General features: G+C 65.4%; 15 protein-coding genes and 4 tRNA genes. 13 read left to right on the plus strand and 6 right to left on the minus strand.

Annotated features, from left to right (window positions below; genetic code table 11):
* Positions 1-26 precede the first annotated feature (26 nt).
* Both MJ785_RS01800 and MJ785_RS01805 read right to left on the minus strand, forming a co-directional pair.
* The gene (locus MJ785_RS01800) at positions 27-1,088 is read right to left on the minus strand and encodes a 2-oxoacid:ferredoxin oxidoreductase subunit beta (RefSeq protein WP_239308467.1); all 1,062 of its coding nucleotides are present in this window, start codon (positions 1,086-1,088) and stop codon (positions 27-29) included.
* Positions 1,085-2,971, minus strand: coding sequence for a 2-oxoacid:acceptor oxidoreductase subunit alpha (locus MJ785_RS01805; RefSeq protein ID WP_239308466.1), 1,887 nt, complete (start codon positions 2,969-2,971; stop codon positions 1,085-1,087). Before MJ785_RS01805 ends, MJ785_RS01800 begins: the two co-directional genes overlap by 4 nt.
* Positions 2,972-3,230: 259 nt before the next feature.
* On the opposite strand from MJ785_RS01805, the gene MJ785_RS01810 reads away from it, so the two are divergent.
* Positions 3,231-4,124 carry a Rossmann-like and DUF2520 domain-containing protein gene (locus MJ785_RS01810; RefSeq protein WP_239379957.1) on the plus strand — a complete coding sequence of 298 codons (894 nt, stop codon included), beginning with the start codon at positions 3,231-3,233 and terminating at the stop codon, positions 4,122-4,124.
* A 200-nt stretch (positions 4,125-4,324) separates the two neighbouring features.
* Complete coding sequence (htpX, locus tag MJ785_RS01815) at positions 4,325-5,203, plus strand: zinc metalloprotease HtpX (RefSeq protein WP_239308464.1); 879 nt, start codon at positions 4,325-4,327, stop codon at positions 5,201-5,203.
* Positions 5,204-5,613: 410 nt separating this feature from the next.
* Here htpX and MJ785_RS01820 read toward each other — a convergent pair whose 3' ends face one another.
* Positions 5,614-6,123 carry a YajQ family cyclic di-GMP-binding protein gene (locus MJ785_RS01820; RefSeq protein WP_370651425.1) on the minus strand — a complete coding sequence of 170 codons (510 nt, stop codon included), beginning with the start codon at positions 6,121-6,123 and terminating at the stop codon, positions 5,614-5,616.
* Between the two features lie 390 nt (positions 6,124-6,513).
* On the opposite strand from MJ785_RS01820, the gene MJ785_RS01825 reads away from it, so the two are divergent.
* Positions 6,514-6,598 (plus strand) — tRNA-Tyr (locus tag MJ785_RS01825).
* Positions 6,599-6,862: 264 nt separating this feature from the next.
* Complete coding sequence (gene pyrE, locus MJ785_RS01830; RefSeq protein WP_239308463.1) at positions 6,863-7,390, plus strand: orotate phosphoribosyltransferase; 528 nt, start codon at positions 6,863-6,865, stop codon at positions 7,388-7,390.
* A gap of 193 nt (positions 7,391-7,583) precedes the next feature.
* On the opposite strand, the gene MJ785_RS01835 is transcribed toward pyrE, so the two are convergent.
* Positions 7,584-8,075, minus strand: a complete 492-nt coding sequence (locus MJ785_RS01835; RefSeq protein WP_239308462.1) for a hypothetical protein — start codon at positions 8,073-8,075, stop codon at positions 7,584-7,586.
* Positions 8,076-8,339: 264 nt separating this feature from the next.
* Entirely contained in the window at positions 8,340-9,866 is a 1,527-nt protein-coding gene (locus tag MJ785_RS01840; protein WP_239372939.1) for a GH25 family lysozyme, read from the minus strand.
* Positions 9,867-10,222: 356 nt separating this feature from the next.
* On the opposite strand from MJ785_RS01840, the gene MJ785_RS01845 reads away from it, so the two are divergent.
* From MJ785_RS01845 to MJ785_RS01865, 5 genes are all read left to right on the plus strand, one after another.
* Positions 10,223-10,295 (plus strand) — tRNA-Thr (locus tag MJ785_RS01845).
* Positions 10,296-10,381: 86 nt separating this feature from the next.
* Positions 10,382-10,455 (plus strand) — tRNA-Met (locus MJ785_RS01850).
* Between the two features lie 100 nt (positions 10,456-10,555).
* Positions 10,556-10,720: a 50S ribosomal protein L33 gene (rpmG, locus tag MJ785_RS01855; RefSeq protein WP_255720253.1), complete on the plus strand. Its 165-nt coding sequence runs from the start codon at positions 10,556-10,558 to the stop codon at positions 10,718-10,720.
* Between the two features lie 156 nt (positions 10,721-10,876).
* The gene (locus MJ785_RS01860) at positions 10,877-11,359 is read left to right on the plus strand and encodes a MaoC family dehydratase N-terminal domain-containing protein (RefSeq protein ID WP_239308461.1); all 483 of its coding nucleotides are present in this window, start codon (positions 10,877-10,879) and stop codon (positions 11,357-11,359) included.
* A 10-nt stretch (positions 11,360-11,369) separates the two neighbouring features.
* Complete coding sequence (locus tag MJ785_RS01865; RefSeq protein ID WP_239308487.1) at positions 11,370-11,798, plus strand: MaoC family dehydratase; 429 nt, start codon at positions 11,370-11,372, stop codon at positions 11,796-11,798.
* Between the two features lie 208 nt (positions 11,799-12,006).
* Here the strand turns inward: MJ785_RS01865 and MJ785_RS01870 are convergent, their stop codons facing one another.
* A complete protein-coding gene (locus tag MJ785_RS01870) occupies positions 12,007-13,215 on the minus strand; it encodes a pyridoxal phosphate-dependent aminotransferase (protein ID WP_239308460.1) in 1,209 nt (402 codons plus the stop codon).
* Positions 13,216-13,641: 426 nt separating this feature from the next.
* On the opposite strand from MJ785_RS01870, the gene MJ785_RS01875 reads away from it, so the two are divergent.
* The 4 genes from MJ785_RS01875 to rplK all read left to right on the plus strand — a co-directional run.
* Positions 13,642-13,714 (plus strand) — tRNA-Trp (locus MJ785_RS01875).
* Positions 13,715-13,744: 30 nt separating this feature from the next.
* The gene (gene secE / locus MJ785_RS01880; protein WP_239308459.1) at positions 13,745-13,993 is read left to right on the plus strand and encodes a preprotein translocase subunit SecE; all 249 of its coding nucleotides are present in this window, start codon (positions 13,745-13,747) and stop codon (positions 13,991-13,993) included.
* An 81-nt stretch (positions 13,994-14,074) separates the two neighbouring features.
* Positions 14,075-14,869 carry a transcription termination/antitermination protein NusG gene (gene nusG / locus MJ785_RS01885; RefSeq protein ID WP_239308458.1) on the plus strand — a complete coding sequence of 265 codons (795 nt, stop codon included), beginning with the start codon at positions 14,075-14,077 and terminating at the stop codon, positions 14,867-14,869.
* Positions 14,870-15,020: 151 nt separating this feature from the next.
* The coding region (gene rplK, locus MJ785_RS01890; RefSeq protein WP_239308457.1) for a 50S ribosomal protein L11 at positions 15,021-15,446 on the plus strand (426 nt) is incomplete at its 3' end.

Below are 15,446 nucleotides of genomic sequence, written 5' to 3' on the forward strand. Positions count from 1 at the left end.
ATTGCCGGGCGCTCTTATGGTCGCGGTCAGGAAACCGTCCATGTGTCGCCGCTGCTCAGCAGTGCCATCAGGTCGCCGTCACCCTGGCGGGTACGAGCCTCGGCGATCTGGGTGTTCAGCTGCTCGTCGTAGGTGGGAGTGTCGAGGTCCCGGAAGACCCCGATGGGGGTGACGCCAGCCGAGCCGCCGGTGAGCCGTGACAGCGCGAACGCCTGGCTCGGTTCGGCGGCCCGCGCGTTGTGAACGAGTACATCCTCGTCGGTCGCGGCGCAGATCTCCAGGTCGCCCGAGGCGCTCCGGCGGATGCCCTTGTCGAGGTCCGCACCGAAGATCATGGGCTTGTCGTGGACGAGGCGCAGCGTCGCGTCATCCTTGGATGACCGGTCCTTGAGGGCGTCGAAGGCCCCGTCGTTGAAGATGTTGCAGTTCTGGAAGATCTCTACGAAGGCAGAGCCGGGGTGGGCCGCGGCTGCCCGCAGAACGGAGGTCAGGTGCGCCCGGTCGGAGTCGATTGACCGTGCGACAAAGGACGCCTCGGCCCCCAGCACGAGCGAGATCGCGTTGTAGGGGCGGTCCAGCGAGCCGAACGGGGTAGATTTTGTGATTTTCCCCACTTCGGAGGTGGGGGAGTACTGCCCTTTGGTCAGTCCGTAGATCCGATTGTTGAACATCAGAATTTTGATGTTCACGTTACGCCGCAAAGCGTGAAGCAGGTGGTTGCCACCAATGGACAGCGCGTCACCGTCGCCGGTGACAACCCACACCGACAGGTCGGGCCGGGAGACCGCCAGACCTGTCGCGATGGCCGGTGCCCGGCCATGGATGGAGTGCATCCCATAGGTCTGCAGGTAGTAGGGGAAACGGGAGGAACAGCCGATACCCGAGATGAAGGCGATGTTCTCCCGGGCTATCCCGAGTTCGGGCAGGAAGCCCTGGACGGTGGCCAGGATGGCGTAGTCCCCGCAGCCGGGGCACCAGCGGACCTCCTGGTCGGAGGTGAAGTCCTTACGGGTCTGCGGCCGGTCAGTGACCGGGATGAGATCGAGTAGTCGGTTGCTGATGCCGGCGTGGTTCGTCGTGACGGTCACTGGTTGATCACGTCCTCCAAGACGCCCGCCAGTTCGGCGGCCTTGAACGGAAGCCCGCGGACCTGGTTGTAGCCGATGGCGTCGACCAGGAACTCCGCCCGGACCATGGCCCTGAGCTGGCCGAGGTTCATCTCGGGGACCAAGACCTTGTCATAGGCGCGCAGCACCTCACCGGTGTTGTCGGGAAACGGGAAAAGGTGACGCAGGTGTGCCTGGGCGACGTGCAGCCCCTTCGCCCGGACACGTCGGCATCCGGCGGCGATAGGTCCGTAGGTCGAGCCCCAGCCGAGGACGAGTACCCGAGCCTGTCCGGACGGGTCATCGACCTCCAGCGGGGCGATGTCGCGGGCGATTCCCTCGATCTTCGCCTGGCGCAGCCGCACCATACGGTCGTGGTTCGCCGGATCGTAGGAGATCCCACCCGAACCATCCGCTTTTTCCAGACCGCCAATGCGGTGCTCCAGCCCGGGAGTCCCGGGAACGGCCCAGGGCCGCGCGAGTGTCTCGCTGTCGCGGAGATATGGCCAGAATTCCAGGCCCTTGTCGCCGCTGTGGTTCGGCTCGGTGGCGAATGACACCGTGAGATCGGGCAGGTCCGCACGGCCGGGCAGCAGCCACGGCTCTGAACCGTTGGCGAGGTATCCGTCCGAGAGCAGGATGACAGGCGTCCGGTACTTCGTCGCCAGCCGTGCCGCCTCGATGGCCGCGTCGAAGCAGTCCGCGGGCGAGCGGGGCGCGATGACCGGCAGCGGCGCCTCGCCGTTGCGGCCGTTCACGGCCATGCCGAGGTCGGCCTGCTCGGTCTTGGTCGGCAGGCCGGTGGACGGCCCGCCGCGCTGGATGTCCACGACGATGAGCGGGAGCTCGAGGGCTACCGCGAGCCCGATGGTCTCGGTCTTCAGGGCCAGGCCGGGCCCGGATGTGGTGGTCACGCCGAGCGACCCGCCGAAGGAGGCCCCGAGCGCGGCCCCGACACCAGCGATCTCGTCCTCGGCCTGGAAGGTCCGTATCCCGAAACGCTTGTGTTTGCTCAGTTCGTGCAGGATGTCGGAGGCGGGGGTGATCGGGTATGAGCCCAGGAACAGCGGCAGCCCGGTGAGCTCGGCGGCGGCGACCAGCCCGTAGGACAACGCCGTGTTGCCGGAGATACGCCGGTACATGCCCGGCTTCATGCGCGCCGGTGCCACTTCGTAGGTGACCGCGAAGGTTTCGGTCGTCTCGCCGTAGTTGTAGCCGGCGCGCAGCGCCGCGACATTCGCGGCGGCGATTTCCGGGCGTTTCGCGAACTTCTTCTCAAGGAATGTTATGACGCCGTCGGTGGGCCGCTGGTAGAGCCAGCTCATGAGACCGAGGGCGAACATGTTCTTCGCTCGCTCGGCTTCCTTTTTGTTGACCGTCCCCGCGCTGCTTTCCAGCGCGTTCACCGCGTCGATGGTCATTGATGACAGGGGTACCCGATGTACCCGGTACTCGTCCAGGCTGCCGTCGCTGAGTGGATCGGACGAGTAGCCGGCTTTTTTCAGGTTCGCGCCGGTGAACGCGTCGGTGTTGACAACGAGGTCGGCGCCGTTGGGCAGGTCCTTCAGGTTGGATTTCAACGCCGCCGGGTTCATGGCCACCAGCATGTTCGGGGCATCACCGGGCGTGAGAATGTCGTGGTCTGAGAAGTGGAGCTGAAATCCGGACACCCCGGCCGGGGTACCTGCTGGCGCACGGATCTCCGCGGGAAAGTCCGGAAGGGTGGACAAGTCGTTACCGAACGCCGCGGTCTCGCTGGTGAACTGCTCTCCAGTGAGCTGCATCCCATCACCTGAGTCACCGGCGAAGCGGATGACGACCCGGTCGAGTCGATGGATTTGACGGTCCCTGACCTGGCCTGACACGTTGTGTGACCTCCTCGGCTACCTCTCGAGCGTACCGGTAGGACTATTGGGCCGGGCGTAACGTCCCGACGGAGTCAGCTGAGTGTGACGACTGTGACACAGCCTGATCCAAGCTTGTTGGCGGCCCCACAGCGGGCGGGTTTGCGGATTGACCGGGTCGGAAAGCCGACTGCTGGGAACATTGCCCGGTGGCCGGTGGCACGGGTTCCGTTGATATGGGTTTGATATGGCTTCCGCGGGTGGGCGCACAGGTGAGACGGTGACGGTGGCGCAGGCACTGCGGATCGGGATCGTGGGCGTCGGGCGCGTGGGGAGCGCGTGGGGAACGGCCCTGGCCGCTGCCGGCTATCCGGTCGTTGCGGTGCACGCCCGGTCCGAGGTGGGCTTGGCGCGGGCTCGGGCCGGTTTCCCCGCGGCATTGCCCGGGACAGCGGCCGAGGTGACTGATGCATCGGATGTGATATTTATCACGGTTTCCGATGACGCGATCCCGGATGTTCTGGCGGGCATCGTGCACGCTGGTGCACTGCGGAGCGGGCAGATTGTCGCACATATGAGCGGACGGTACGGAGTGGGCATATTACAGTCCGCTTACGACCGTGGAGCGTTGCGAGCGGCGATGCATCCCATTATGACCGTGAGCGGGACCGCCGCGGACGCGAACCTGTTGGCCGGGGCTTCGTTCGGGGTGACGGCGGACCCGGCCGCCGAGCCGGTCGCGCATGGGCTTGTGACAGCTGTCGGCGGTCGGGTCGTTTCCGTCCCCGAGCAGGCACGGACGGCTTATCACGCCGCTGTCGTCCTCGGGTCCAACTATCTGGCGACGCTGGTCACGGCCACGCTGACGCTGCTGGACGAGCTCGGCGTCCGCGAAGGCGCCGACGCGGTCGCCCCGCTGTTGCGACAATCGCTGGAAAAGGCCCTCGAGCGCGGCCCGGCTGGGCTGACCGGGCCGATCCGGCGCGGAGACACCGGTACGGTGCGGGCGCACCTGGATGCGCTCGGCACGCTCGACCCGGCGGCGGCGGCGGCCTACGTCGCGCTGGCGGCTCTCACTCTGAGCCAGCTTGAACAGGCGGGTCTTGTCGACCACGAGCGCGGCGAAGCTGTCCGGCAGGTGCTGCTTGCCTCGGCCGTGCGTACCGTCCCATAGGCCGAAGGCCACGCGATGGGCATCAATGTGATGATCATCACATGCAAGGATGGCCTGGCGTGCTCGCCGGATGAACCGGGCACTTCATGGCATGTCACCCAAGCGGCGCATCGCGCGAGCACCCGCGGAGGGGAACGGTTCCGGTTGATCCGGGCGTTGACTCTGGTGCAACCTTCGAGATGACAGGAAACCCGACCGCCATGTCCCACCGCTACCTCAACGGGCTCAAGACCGCCATTTTGCTGGGCGTACTGTCCGCGGTGATTCTTTTTGTCGGTTCCCTGTTCGGGAGCCGCGGTCTGACAATCGCGTTCATCTTCGCCCTGGGGGTCAATGGATTCTCGTATTTCTTCTCGGCCAAGCTTGCCCTGCGTGCGATGCGGGCCTATCCGGTGAGCCAGGTCGAGCAGCCACGCATGTACGCGATCGTTCAGGAGCTCGCGACCAGGGCGCGGATGCCGATGCCGCGGCTCTACATCAGCCCGACCGCGGCACCGAACGCGTTCGCGACCGGCCGCAACCCACGTAACGCGGCGGTCTGCTGCACCGCTGGCATTCTGGAGATCATGGATGATCGCGAGCTGCGTGGCGTCCTCGGTCATGAACTCAGCCACGTCTACAACCGGGATATTCTTATCGCCTCCGTTGCCGGTGCGCTTGCGAGCGTTATTGTCTACCTGGCGCAGTTCGCGCAGTTTGCGGCGATCTTTGGTTTTGGCCGGAGCGAGGACGATGACGGTCCGGGCATTCTGGAGATCATGCTTCTCGTTCTGTTGGGCCCGATCGCGGCGACGATCATTCAACTTGCCATCAGCAGGGCGCGGGAGTACGAAGCGGATTCCGCTGGCGCGATGTTGACCGGCGATCCGCTCGGTCTCGCGACGGCGCTGCGCAAACTCGAGGCAGGCACGGCCGTCCGGCCTCTTCCGCAGAGTTCACAGTTGGCGCCCGTGTCGTCACTCATGATTGCGAACCCGTTCCGGGGGGGCGGGGTTGTCCAGCTGTTCAGTACGCATCCATCGATGGACCGCCGGATCGAGCGGCTGGAGGAGATGGCCCGGATGGACCCCTACCGTTGAATCTTCGGCGGAAAGTCGTATTCTGAAAAGGCTAAGAGCGCCCGGCGATAGTGATGTGGATCAAGGAGTGGAGTTGGGTGCGTGTATCGCGAGGCGGCGGAGGGAGTCACCGGAGGTGGTGGGTGACGACCAACGAGCCGGGTACCCGTGCATCGCGCGGCGTATGGGCGGGCAGCGATGACGCGAGCCGCGCGCCCCAACCTCGTGACGCCGTCCCCTGTTACCGGTTGCTCTAAACCCTGACCTGCGGCGAGGCAAACCCCCCAGGCCTCGCCGTGCAGCGCCCCGCCCGAAACCCCCCATCGGGCGGGGCGCACCTTTTCTGCCTGTTATGTCGCGAGGGCCGCCTGGCTCGAGCTGCGCCGCATGGCGGCCCAGCTCGGCGGGGCCCGCGCATGCGGGTCCGTCCGTTATCGGTAGTTGACGAACTGGAGCGGCAGCCCGAAGTCGGTTTCCTTGAGTATCTGGATGACGCGCTGGAGGTCGTCCCGCTTCTTGCCGGTGACCCGGAGCTGGTCTCCCTGAATCTGGGCCTGCACGCCCCTCGGGGCGTCAGCCCGGATTTTTTTCGAGATCGCTTTGGCCTTGTCGTCGGCAATGCCCTGTTGCACGGTCACCACCAGCCGGTACTCCTTGCCGGACTGGGTGGGCTCGTCATGCTGCAGGGCCTTGAGCGAGATGCCGCGCTTGACCCACTTCTCCTGCAGGACGTCCAGGGTCGCCTTCACCCGTTCCTCGGTGCTCGCGGTGAGCAGGATGGACTCGCCGGACCAGGTTGCCGACGCCCCGGTGTCACGGAAGTCGAAGCGGGTCCCCACCTCCTTGGCGGTCTGGTTGACGGCGTTGTCGATCTCCTGGCGGTCGACCTTGCTCACGATGTCGAACGACGGGTCCGCCACGGTGAAGCGCCTCCTTCCCATCTTTTCCATTGCCTGCGCGTACGGCATCAGATCTTCGCCCGGCGGCTCGGTCGCAAGCCGGGCCCGGTGCCTGATCCCGAGTCTGCCCGGATCCGCCCGTCCCGGCACAGCCGTCGCCCATGTCCACGGGCCAGGCCGGGTAGTGAAAGTACCCGGAAACGAGGGACGCGGCGTCGCGGGGCTGGAGCACGCGCCTCGCGTTGCCCGCGCCCCAACCCTGTTCCTTACATCCTGTTCCTTGATCCGGCACCCTCCTGTCGGCCACTCCCAGGGCTGTGGATCATCAACGCGCTGTCCTGATCTCCGAATGATCACGATGCCGTCGGCGTAACCGGGTCGCTGGGACCGGTCGTCGACCACGACCGCCCATCCCGTATGCTGTTCACCAACGGCAGGTTGCCCGAGTGGCCAAAGGGAGCGGTCTGTAAAACCGCCGGCTCAGCCTACGTTGGTTCGAACCCAACACCTGCCACCACCCCGATCCAGCTGCATCGCAGCAGGTCACAGGCCCCGGTTTGATCCCCGGGGCCTTTTCCGTGTTCCTGGCCATGCCCAGACGATCATGACTGACGCCGGTGGTTCGTATCTCCGGCATGCGCGCAGCGGGGTGGAATGCGGGGGCTCCGCCCCCCACACCTCAGGCCTTCACTCCGGAGAGGGGTAAGGGGGCAGGCGAGCGTGCGCCGGTGCGATCCGCTGATCGCTCCGTAAACCTGTCTGATCTATAGAATCCGCAGGCATGGCTGACACTGGCACGCTTGCCGCCCGTGTCCGGGCGATGTCGCAGCTGACCGGTCAGTTCGTGCTGCGTTCCGGGCGGACGAGCAGCGAGTACTTCGACAAGTACCTGTTCGAGGCCGACCCCGGGCTGCTCGCGGACATCGTTGACGCGATGGGCCCGTTGCTGCCCGAAGGCACGGACGTGCTGGCCGGGCTCGAACTCGGTGGTATCCCACTGGTCACATTGCTGTCCCAGCGGACGGGCATGCCGGCTCGGTTCGTCCGCAAGAAGGCCAAGGAGTACGGCACGTGCCGGGCCGCCGAGGGCGGGGCCGTCGAGGGCCTGCGGGTCGTTCTTGTCGAGGATGTCGTGACCAGCGGCGGTGCCGTGCTGGCCGCGGCCGGGATCCTGCGCGAGCAGGGCGCGATCGTGGAACATGTCCTTTGTGTGATCGACCGCCAGGAGGGCGGGCGGGCCAGCCTCGCCGACATCGGTCTCGACCTGCGTTCGGTTCTCACCCGCGCTGAGCTGAACGCGGCCGCCTGAGGTTCGTCCGCACCGGCGGGGCCTCCCAGCGGCCGTCCGTACCGGCGGAGCCTCGCAACGGCTGAGATTTCCCAACGGCTGGTCCTCCGGCGCCCGAAAGGGGAACCCGGTTGCGGTGACCGCACCCGGCGCCGATGTGGTGCGTGGACCGTCTGCCTGGGCCCAGGTTCGGTGCACGCACCGGGGATCAGCGTCAAGGCGACACGTCCGGACCGGATCGGGATGATCCAGTGTATTCGGGGCGATCCGTTCGTGTCCGGGTTCGATCGCTTTCGGGGTATGGGTCGTAGGCGCCGTGCCGCGGTGTGTCGTAACTCGTCAAAGCGTAGATCACGAATACGTCGAGCGCGATGACGACGATCGACCAGAGCGGGAAGATCGCCAGGAAGGCGAGCTGGGCGATCGCGTTCAGGCCGCACATGGCGATGCCCAACCACCGCGCCCACAGCTTGCCGGTGAGGATCGCGGCCGCGGTGCCTATCTGGACGATGCCCATGCACACCAGCAGCCAGCCCCAGAAGTCCAGATCCTGGTAGATGACGGTGTCGTTCGCCGTGATGAGGACGGCGTAGTTCCTGAGCGCGGCGATTCCGTAGATGAGGTTGTGGAAGCCCGCGATAAAGATGATGACCGCTGCGAATATCAGCCATCCCCTGCCGGTGCGCGCGGAGCGTGCCGGTTCCATGTGAATCCTCCCCGGAGCCTGACGAGACGGTGAGCCCCCCTTGGCATGCCCTCGTGTCGCCCAGGACATGCCCGGTTGCCCGACATCCTCGCTCGGGAGCAGCCGCCCGACGGCGCTGGCGGCGCCCAATTGTGCCGTTACGCCGCCGCTGGTCACGTCTGGTGAGCACGGATTTCGTTCCCGGTGGGTGGCACGCCGCGCCTGGTGTGCCTGTCATCCGCCCTGGACGCGCTTTCAGGAGAATTTCAGGAGAGAAACGTGTATTCAGGAGAGAATAGTGGTGACCGTGTTTGAGCTCGCGTCCCAGCGCAGCCAGCCGTGCTGGAAGGCGCTTTCGCGTCCACCGTCCACCGAGTACTCGTCACTGATCGGCAGCCCCAGGTCGGAGCCGGCCGAACCGAGGGCCAGGTAGCTGTGCAGGATCGCTCCGTGGACCTCGTGCGCGCCGGTGGGACGGGTCCAGTAGATCCGGCCGCCCTGGAACACCGACTGCCGGCTGCCCGCGATCTCAGCGTCCAGCTCGTCGCTGGTGGGCCGTCCCAGCAGGCTGTTGCTGCCGCCCAGGGCGAGGTACCGGGCGCTGATTCCGCCGTGTACCTCATGGACGCCGGTGGCCACCGACCAGAAGAGCAGGCCACGCTGGAACTGTTTCCACCGCCCGCCGCCGCCAGCGGGCTCCTCGGCCCGGCTGTTCGCCGCGAGCAGGGAACGCAGGCGAGCATCCGCGTTGTAGCGTTTGTCGATTTCGCTGGCTCGCCCGTCAGCGCCGGCTGACAATGATCCGCTGTTACAGCAGAAGACATTCAGGTCGATGTCTCCGGCAATGCCTGGAACATTCCCCGCTGACGTGTACTGCCACATCAACCACTGCTGCCAGCCACCGGGAAGGGCGCCGGGGGACGAGCCTCCGTTGTAGCTGGCGAACCACAGCGGATAGCGAGAGAATGACGTCGTGTTCTTCATGATATCGGTCCAGAATGACCGGTAGGTGTACAGGATGGGAGCACGCCCGGTCCTGGTCTCGATCTCTTCCAGAAAGGCATGTGCCCAGCCCGCGAGCTGGGCGGCGGACAATCCGCCCTGTGCTTCGAGATCGAGGACGGGTGCCAGCTGGCCCGTGGAGCGGGTCGAGCCGGTGACGGCGAGAAAGCGGTCCGCCTGATCGACCGCGGTCGCGATCGGCAGCATAGGCCGTGCGTAGTGGTACATACCGACGACGAGCCCGGCTTGGCGGGCGTGATCGCGGTCAGTGGCGAAGTAGGGGTTGGTATAGCCGCTGCCCTCGGTCGCCTTGATAATGGCAAAGCCGATTCCGGCGGCACGGACCGCGTTCCAGCCGATCTCCGTGCTGCCGGGATGTTGCCAGGACGAGATGTCCACGCCCCGCGGCCAGCTGGCCGGGATGGCCAGCGGCGAGCGGGTTCCCGATGGCGCGCCCTCGTCGGGCGGCGCGACGGTGGTGCCCTCTCCCAGCGGGACATCACCGGGGGAGGCGTAATCCTGGCGGATGTTCTTGGCGGCGTCGCTACTGGCACCAGCGTCGGTGGATATGGCGCCGGGCCGGCCGGCTGACAGCACCGGAAATCCGGTCGTCGATACCGCGGCGCCGCTCGTCCCGGAGCCTTGAGCGCCTGCAACAGTGATAAGTGTCACCAGGGTAGTGGTGGTGATCGTACGTGCGACGGTTCGTTTGGCCCGCTGTTGCCGGGCTGGCCGGCATCGGTCCGGATCGTGGTCGTGGTCGTGGTCGTGGTCGTGGTCGTGGTAAGCGGTGTGCGGTGTCCCGTGCATGGGGCCCCCTGGCAGATGGGTGGACTGGCCGATGGGTGATCCCGGGTGACAGCTTCGCTCGGCCGACAACTACGCTAAGCGACTCTCTGGTTGCTTAGAGATATATCGATGGGCGTGGGCGGACTTTGTCGCTACCGATAGTCCACCCTTGTCTTAATTAGATGAAATTTCATGACATTATGCGATAATCGAAATTTTGATCTTGTCAAGATTCGATGAAGATCCGTTTAGCGTTGATCGCCGCGGCTAGCTGCCACCTCCGCCGCCGCCGCATCCGCCGCGACCAGAGCCTGTGCTCATGGCGGGGGTGCCGTCCGTGGTGTCGTTCTGTCGTGTAGCCTTAGGCGTACGCACACGCCCCTTTAGCTCAGTCGGCAGAGCATCTCCATGGTAAGGAGAAGGTCTACGGTTCGATTCCGTAAAGGGGCTCCGTGGTGGCGGTCGGTAGCCGGTTAATCGGTGCCCGGCCATTGCCCCGTTGGCTGGAATGACTGCCAACGGGGTTGAGCCATCAAGGCGGTGTAGCTCAGCCAGGCAGAGCAAGCGGCTCATAATCGCTGTGTCGCCGGTTCAAATCCGGCCACCGCTACAGGCCGGGTCGCGACCCGCCGAGGGCGACGTCTGGTCGTTCCACATGTCTATAAGTTCTGGTTCGTTCTTGTCCGACCTGCAGGAAGAGGCACAGCACCGTGGCCGCCACCGATGTCCGTCCAAAGATCACAATGGCGTGTCAGGTGTGCAAGCACCGTAACTACATCACACGCAAGAACCGCCGCAACGACCCCGATCGTCTCGAGCTGCGCAAGTTCTGCCCGAACTGCAGGCAGCACACCGACCACCGCGAGACTCGCTGACCCGCGCTGCTCCTCGTGTCGCCCCTCGCGGGTGCGCGGGGCCGCTTCGCTGTGTCGCGTGGCTGTTCGGCGCGGTCGTATGGAAGCATGGCGTTGTGATTTCGTCGGTCCGGTGCCATGGTGTGACCGGCGCCATGGTGAGATCGGAGCATTGCGATGCCGTTGAATCGAGACTTCATCGGGCGCCGATTTGTCGCGGACACACCCTTCCTGGTCGGGCGTGAGCATATCCGGCAGTTTGCCCTCGCGATCCGTGAGGACAGCCCGCTCTGTCATGATCTGGATGCGGCCAAGTCCGCTGGTTATATCGATCTTATTGCGCCGCCCACGTTCCTGACCGCACTCGGTATGTGGCGGTCCGTCGTTCCCCTGCACGATCCCGCGCTCGGCCTCGACTACTCGTTGGTGGTGCACGGTGAGCAGCGCTACTCGTTGCGGCGGCCGGTCGTCGCCGGCGACGAGATCATCGTTTCCGGCATGATCTCCGGCATCCGGAATGCTGGCCGTAACGAGCTAATGATCATCGATTATGAGTTCGCGACGACCGGTGGTGAGCTGCTGGCAACCGCCCGTTCGTCACTGGTCTCCCGTGGAACCGCCGTTGTGGAAAGCGGAACCGCCGGGGTCGAGAACGGCTGAGAGGTTCATGATGTCCGCGACTCTTGGTTACAGCGATGTTGAGGTCGGTACGCTGATCCCCGAACGGGAGTTCCGGATCCGCCGTGAAGATCTTGTCCGTTACTGCGGAGCGTCAGGCGACTTCAATGTGATCCACTGGAACGACCGGGCCGCGACTGATGTGGGCCTGCCCGGAGTCATCGCTCATGGGATGTACACCATGGCCAGCGCGGCGCGGCTTGTCACCGACTGGGCCGGTGATCCCGGGGCGGTTGTCGAGTATGGCGTCCGGTTTTCCTCGTTCGTCCCGGTGCCGGACGACGACGCCGGTGCCGCGCTGGTGGTCAGTGGTGTGGTTGCCAAGAAGCTGGACGACAACCAGGTTGTTGTGAACATCACTGTCCGGTGCGACGGAACCAAGGTGCTGCTGGGTTCGCGCGCCACGGTCCGCCTTTCCTGATCGTTTCATCGTCGCAACAAGCAGTCCGCTTTGCCGCGGCTGGCTGTGGCGTCCCCGGCCGCGGAACTCCCGGCCGCGGAGGTCCCGGCGGCACCACAGCCGACGCTCAGAGCGACCGGCAACAGGGGACGCGGCGTCGCGGGGCCAGGGCACGCACCCCAGCCCCGCTCATTGATCCACACCCCTATTGCCGGGCGCTCTTACTCCGCTACTCCGCCTCGGCCAGCAGGTCGGACATGCGCTGTACGCCGGTGGCCAGATCCTGGTCGCCGAGGGCGTAGGACAACCGGGCGTAGCCGGGTGTCCCAAACGCCTCACCGGGCACGATCGCGACGCCGGCCTCCTCGAGGATGAGCGTGGTCAGGTCCGCTGAGGTCGTCGGGGTGCGTCCTCGCAGCGTGCGGCCAATAACGCCGAGCAGTGACGGGTAGCAGTAGAAGGCGCCCTCGGGCATCGGGCACACCACCCCGGGGGTCGCGGAGAGCATGCGGTGCATAGTCTGGCGCCGCCGGTCGAAGGCAAGACGCATCTGCGCGACCGCGTCCAGCGGGCCCGCCACGGCAGCCAGCGCCGCGGCCTGCGCCACGTTGGAGACGTTGGACGCGGCATGGGACTGCAGATTGATGGCCGCCTTGACGGCATCCGCCGGACCTGCCAGCCAGCCGACCCGCCACCCCGTCATGGCGTAGGTTTTGGCGACGCCGTTGACGACGATGCAGCGGTCGGCGATCTCGGGCACCTCTACCGGCAGGGAAGCGAACCGGGCGTCGCCGTACACCAGATGCTCGTAGATCTCGTCCGCGATCACCCAGATCCCAGCCTGGGCCGCCCAACGCCCGATCGCGCGGACCTCCTCAGGGGTATGTACCGCACCGGTCGGATTGGAGGGTGAGCAGAACACCAAGGCCTTCGTCCGAGGGGTGCGCGCCTTCTCCAGCTGTTCCACCGTGACCCGGTAGCCCTGCTCGGGAGTGGTCACGACATCCACAGCCCTGCCACCGGCAAGGCGGATCGACTCCGGGTAGGTGGTCCAGTAGGGAGCGGGCAGCAGCACTTCGTCGCCGGGGTCGAGGAGTGTTGCGAACGCTATGTAGACGGCCTGCTTGCCACCATTGGTGATGAGTACCTGACTGGCCGCGATATCGAGGCCGGAGTCGCGGCGGGTCTTGTCGGCCACCGCTTCTCTGAGCTCTGGCAGGCCGGCGGCTGGTGTGTACCGGTGCATTTTTGGATCGCTGCATGCCTTCTCGGCAGCGGCGACAACGTGGTCGGGGGTGGGAAAGTCCGGTTCGCCGGCACCAAAGCCGATCACGTCCCGGCCGGCTGCGCGCAGCGCCTTGGCGGTCGAGTCCACGGCAAGTGTCGCCGAAGGGGCGATGCCTCCGACGCGGTGAGAGATCCGGGTCATGACCGTCATGCTGCCACGCATACCAGGTTGGCTGCTCGATCATCGGCGCGGTGCGGCCGGATCCGGCCGGTGTGCCCGATGCATCCGGTCCGGGTGGCGATGCCCCTCGTGACTCTTGGCCCCGCTGGTCACACGATACTGCGCTACAATCGCGCGACCCCTGGCCGGTCGGGCAGCCGCTGTCCAGCAAGTCCCTTTCCGGTTAGCCTGGGATGCGTCCGCGACGTGGAGCTTGATCACTGGTTCGTAGGAGATCATGGATACGTGAGGGTGGGCCGTGTAAGGAGCCGTGTAGGGAGTATGGTGGATGCGCTTAGGCCGTCATCCCCGCGTGTAGCGCCGTAGATGATTTTCATGCCCATGATCTTTATGATCATGATTGGTCTGAGTGCATCTTGATCGGCGGCTACCAGCACGGTGGTGGTCGTGGTGTAAAGGGGCGTGGCTCAATTGGTAGAGCACCGGTCTCCAAAACCGGCGGTTGCAGGTTCGAGTCCTGTCGCCCCTGCGGTATCCGACGACCAGGTAGGTGGAGTGAGTGGCGACCGACACACGTGACGCGGCACCGAGGGCCGGCCAGCCGACCCGGCCGGCAGCTCGACGCCGTACCACGCCGCTGCGCTTCTACCGAGAGATCGTCGCCGAGCTTCGGAAGGTCATCTACCCAGGTCGAAGCGAACTGATCACTTATGTGGTTGTAGTGCTCATGTTTTGCTCGATCATGGTGGCATTCGTCGCCTCGCTGGACTTCGGTCTCACCAAGGCGGTGTTGGCGATCTTCGGTTGAGGTGGACCGTTTCCGCGGATCCATGTCGCCATAGCGCCCGCACAGCTCACAGAGCACGGTCAAGAGAGAAGGAACGTCCGCGTGTCCCAGTTTCCCGAGCATGTCTCCTCCGAACAGGGAGAGGCCCTCGACGGTCTCGACCCGCTGGCGGCGCTGGTGCGCGACGAGGTGGCAAGCACGGAGGCCGGCGCCTTGCCGCAGGACGGCGAGAGCGGCGACGGTTCCACCGGCGTCGAGACGGAGCCCGGCTATCTTGCCGCGGCTGTCGCGGATGTCGACCAGCCCGCCTTCGACGACGATGACGACGATGACGGCGACATCCGCCAGGCGCTGGAGGACGCGCCTGGCGACTGGTACGTCATTCATTCGTACGCCGGCTATGAGAACAAGGTGAAGACCAACCTCGAGACTCGGATCTCCAGCCTCAACATGGAGGACTACATCTTCCAGATCGAGGTCCCGACCGAGGAGGTTCCGGTCATCAAGAACGGCAAACGGCAGCTGGTGCAGCAGAAGAAGTATCCGGGCTACATCTACGTCCGTATGGACCTCACTGACCAGTCGTGGTCCGCGGTTCGAAACACCCCGGGTGTGACCGGCTTCGTCGGCCTGACCAACAAGCCGTCACCGTTGCGGACAGAGGAGGTTGTTTCCATTCTTGCGCCGCCGGCGCCACCCGAGAAGAAGACCGAGACGGTCCGGGTGCAGGAGTTCGAGGTCGGGGAGTCCGTGACCGTCATGGATGGCCCGTTCGCGACCCTTCCGGCGACCATCAGTGAGATCAACCTCGATGCGCAGCGGCTCAAGGTGCTGGTGTCCATCTTCGGCCGCGAGACGCCGGTCGAACTTCAGTTCAACCAGGTCGCGAAGATCTGATCTGCTCGATGGCCGAAGGCGGCGCGGTTGTCTCCGCTTCCGCTCCACCGGAGGTTCCAACCAGCCAGGCGAACCGGTAGCCGGCCGGCGGCACGGTCGCAGCGTTCTTGGCGCCGACGGAGACCCCAGGAAACCCAGAGAGAAACGACACATGCCTCCCAAGAAGAAGATCGCGGCAATTATCAAGCTCCAGATCAATGCTGGTGTGGCGACACCCGCGCCGCCGGTCGGTCCGGCGCTCGGCCAGCACGGCGTCAACATCATGGAGTTCTGCAAGCAGTACAACGCGGCCACCGAGTCGCAGCGCGGGAACGTCGTTCCGGTCGAGATCACCGTGTATGACGACCGTTCGTTCACCTTTGTCACCAAGACCCCGCCGGCGGCCCGGCTTATCCTCAAGGCCGCTGGGATTGAGAAGGGCAGTGGTGTTCCGCACCGCACCAAGGTGGCGAACCTCACCGCGGAGCAGATCCGTCAGATTGCCCAGACCAAGCTGCCCGACCTCAACGCGACCACGCTGGAAGCCGCCGAGAAGATCATTGCTGGGACGGCGCGGTCGATGGGGATAACCATTCTT

It is taken from the genome of Protofrankia sp. CiT1, from assembly GCF_917627335.1.
GTDB lineage: Bacteria > Actinomycetota > Actinomycetes > Frankiales > Frankiaceae > Protofrankia.

Coding starts and splice junctions, on each gene's coding strand:
- MJ785_RS01860 (WP_239308461.1), top strand. CDS start 10,877: ATGCCGTTGAATCGAGACTTCATCGGGCGCCGATTTGTCGCGGACACA.
- pyrE (WP_239308463.1), top strand. CDS start 6,863: ATGGCTGACACTGGCACGCTTGCCGCCCGTGTCCGGGCGATGTCGCAG.
- htpX (WP_239308464.1), top strand. CDS start 4,325: ATGTCCCACCGCTACCTCAACGGGCTCAAGACCGCCATTTTGCTGGGC.
- MJ785_RS01870 (WP_239308460.1), bottom strand. CDS start 13,215: ATGACGGTCATGACCCGGATCTCTCACCGCGTCGGAGGCATCGCCCCT.
- MJ785_RS01820 (WP_370651425.1), bottom strand. CDS start 6,123: ATGGGAAGGAGGCGCTTCACCGTGGCGGACCCGTCGTTCGACATCGTG.
- MJ785_RS01840 (WP_239372939.1), bottom strand. CDS start 9,866: ATGCACGGGACACCGCACACCGCTTACCACGACCACGACCACGACCAC.
- MJ785_RS01865 (WP_239308487.1), top strand. CDS start 11,370: ATGTCCGCGACTCTTGGTTACAGCGATGTTGAGGTCGGTACGCTGATC.
- MJ785_RS01835 (WP_239308462.1), bottom strand. CDS start 8,075: ATGGAACCGGCACGCTCCGCGCGCACCGGCAGGGGATGGCTGATATTC.